The organism is uncultured Bifidobacterium sp. (assembly GCF_959020145.1).
Classification (GTDB): Bacteria; Actinomycetota; Actinomycetes; order Actinomycetales; family Bifidobacteriaceae; genus Bifidobacterium.
The window spans coordinates 1-3,045 of sequence record NZ_CAUEQY010000079.1; the positions used below are offsets into that span (position 1 = coordinate 1).

The 3,045-nt window shown below is 57.4% G+C and carries 2 protein-coding genes and 1 pseudogene; all 3 read right to left on the bottom strand.

Annotation, left to right across the window (positions count from 1 at the left end):
- A pseudogene (locus Q5H33_RS08315) lies at positions 1-129 on the bottom strand (sugar ABC transporter permease); the annotation flags it as partial.
- 284 nt (positions 130-413) lie between these two features.
- Positions 414-1,775 carry an ABC transporter substrate-binding protein gene (locus tag Q5H33_RS08320; protein ID WP_022245560.1) on the bottom strand — a complete coding sequence of 454 codons (1,362 nt, stop codon included), beginning with the start codon at positions 1,773-1,775 and terminating at the stop codon, positions 414-416.
- A gap of 502 nt (positions 1,776-2,277) precedes the next feature.
- A complete protein-coding gene (gene pdxT / locus Q5H33_RS08325) occupies positions 2,278-3,021 on the bottom strand; it encodes a pyridoxal 5'-phosphate synthase glutaminase subunit PdxT (RefSeq protein ID WP_118240207.1) in 744 nt (247 codons plus the stop codon).
- Positions 3,022-3,045 lie beyond the last annotated feature (24 nt).

A 3,045-nucleotide genomic window follows, 5' to 3' on the forward strand; every position in this document is an offset into this window, starting at 1 on the left:
GAACACGAACACCAACGCGAACGGCCACATGAACTTCCAACCACGCCAATCCGCACGGTGACGGTTGACGCGAACCTGGTCCGCAGGCGTATGCAGCGCATCCGCCGCGACTGCTGCTTGCTGAGACATGCTTTCTTCTTTCTGTATGCTTTTTGCTCTATTGATCGCACAACCATGTGCAATTGTTAATCCGCAAAATCTTTTATTGTTTGAATTACAGGATTGCTATTTTTTTGAAATCTTTTTCTATTGTAAGATTTCGTTTTTAAAATTATTTTTACGAAGTGAGGCAGGCGGGTCACGTCAGACGATTCCCACCTGCCGTCGATCTTCATGGTTGCGATGGTGCGTTGCGTATGTCGGATCGCATTATCGCGTTTTTCGTTGTGCCGCACGGCAGCGGCTGGGCGCCGTCAGTCCTTGCTGGTGACGGTGTAGCCCTGCTGGTTGCCGTGATCGGTGAGCGCCTTGCTGTAGTTGACGAAGGCTTCCTCCAGAGTGATGTCCTCGCTGTAGGCCTTGGAGATCTGATCGCCGAAGGTGGACTGCGCGTACGGGTTGTACGGCAGGTACTGGAAGGCGGAGACCTTGCGCTGGGCGGCTTCGGAGAGAATCTCGTTCACGTTCTGGCCGCCGAAGTAGTCGTTGACCTTCTTGTTGGCTTCAGTGTTCGGATCGGTGAAGGAGTCGGAGGAGAGGATCTTCTTCAGGCTCGGGAAGGTGCCGGTGTCGGCCATGGTCTGGGCGCCGTCGCCGTGGGTCAAGTATTCGACGAACTTGTAGGCCGCGGCCTGCTGCTTGGACTGGGAGACGACCGCGAGTGCGGAGCCGCCGTCTTCAGCGGAGACCTCGTCACCTTCGTTCCACTGCGGGAGCTGGGCCACGCGCCAGTTGCCGGCCTGGTCAGGAGCGCCGTTCATGAGGTTAACCGGCATCCATGCGCCGATGGTGAGAGTGGCGATGTCGCCTTCGTTGAGCGCACGGTTCCAGTCGTCGGACCAGTTGGCGATCTTGGTGTCGACGAGGTCTTCGTCGATGAGCTTCTGCTGGAATTCGATGTACTTCTTCATGCCGGAATCCTTGGTCATGTCAATGGTGATGTTCTCGCCATCAACCTTCCACGGCTGCGCACCGGCCTGCCATGCCTGGGCGGTGAAGGGCTGGTATTCCATGGAGGAGCCGGAATTGTTGGTCATGTAGGCGCCGATGGCCTTGACCTTCTTGGCTGCCTCGTAATAATCGTCCCAAGTCTTGATCTGGGAGCCGTCGACGCCGGCCTTCTTGAGCACGGCATCGTTGTAGAAGAAGACTTCCGGGCCGGAATCAATCGGCAGCGCATACGGCTTGCCATCATACTGTAGCTTGCTCCACGGGCCTGCGGAGAAGTCGTCTTCGAGCTTGTCGGCACCGTAGGCGGTGAGGTCAACGAGGTCGCCGGTAACCGCGAACTGGGTGACGGTCGGGTCTTCCAGCATGACCACGTCGGGGGCACCCTTGCCTGCCGCGACGGCGTTGCTCAGTGCGGTCTGGGTGTCGGATGCGGTGCCGGTGTTGTTGAATTTGACGGTGATTCCGGGATTGGCCTTTTCGAAGTCGGCGATCAGGGCCTTCATGGTGTTGCCGGTGTCCCAGCCCCAGAAAACGAGATCCGCCTTGTCTGCGTCTCCGGCGTTGGCCTTGGCGTCGTTGCCGCCGTCGCTGCCACCGCAGGCCGCGAGGCTGGCGAGGGTTGCCACTGCTGCTACCGCTGCGAGAGCCTTCTTCATGTTGCGCATGTTCTTTTCCCTTTCTGCCATCCGCTTCGCATGCTGATTGCATGTCGGTCGCATATGTTTCGGAACATCCGCCGCGGAATGCACATGCCGTGCTTTCCACTTGGTGATGTTTGTATGTTCGCGACCTGCCAAACAATACCCCCGTGGTGATGTTTGGACTGGTAGGATGGCTTTGTTTCCTTTCTGATACAACCGTGTACCATTAGCTCCGATGATACACGGTTGTATCAAGGTGTCAAGCAAACCGGTTCGATAGCCCCCCTGCAACTGTTGTGCGCTATTGAAGCGCCAACGAAATCATCGGCGTTTCGCACAAACAGAATGACATCGTTTGCACAATAATCTGCGATTGTCCGCGCATCTCAACCAAAAAATGGATCGCAAGAAAGCTACCTCACAAGAGAAAACATATAAAGAACATATACAAAGGAGGTCTGCGAATCGCAAACCTCCCAAAACAACGCATACGACGAAGAGACGGACTCCGCACCGCTCGATGAGCCTACAAACTGAGGAACAGCTCGTGAATGCGGGTATCGTCGGTCAGTTCGGGGTGGAACGCCGTAGCGAGAATCTTGCCCTGACGCAAACCGACCACATTGCCGTCGACCGACGTTTCGACCGTGGCCCGCTCGCCGACCTCGGCAACGAACGGTCCGCGAATGAACACCAGAGGGAAATCCTTGAGCACCACCGACGTATCCGAAGCCTCGGAAGTCCCCTCCTCACCAGCAGCCGCGGAAATCGCAGAAGAGACAGACTCCCCCGACGCAACCACCACAGCATCCGCATCGTCGGAAGCGCCGAAATCGGCGGACGCAGCGAACGAACCAAGCTGACGTCCATACGCATTGCGGCGCACGACCGCATCCAACGCGCCAAAATAGACGTTCTCGTCGTTATCGAGACGACGAGCGAGCAAAATCATGCCCGCGCAGGTGCCGAATACCGGCTTTCCAGCGGCGATATGCGCGGCGATCGGATCGAACAAGCCGGTCGAACGCAGCAATTTGCCCTGCGTGGTGCTTTCGCCGCCAGGCAGAATCACGCGGTCGATCGAATCGTCGAAATCCTCGGCGGCACGCAGCAGTTTCCACGGCGCACCAAGCCGATCCAGCATCGCCGCATGCTCGGCGAACGCGCCTTGCACCGCAAGGATGCCGGTCACGCCATGCTGCGCGGAAGCCGCACCTTCGGCAACGTCAGTCGATTCTTCCTTCGAAATGTATTCAACGGCAACAACCATCGGATCTCCTTACCCAAACCATCG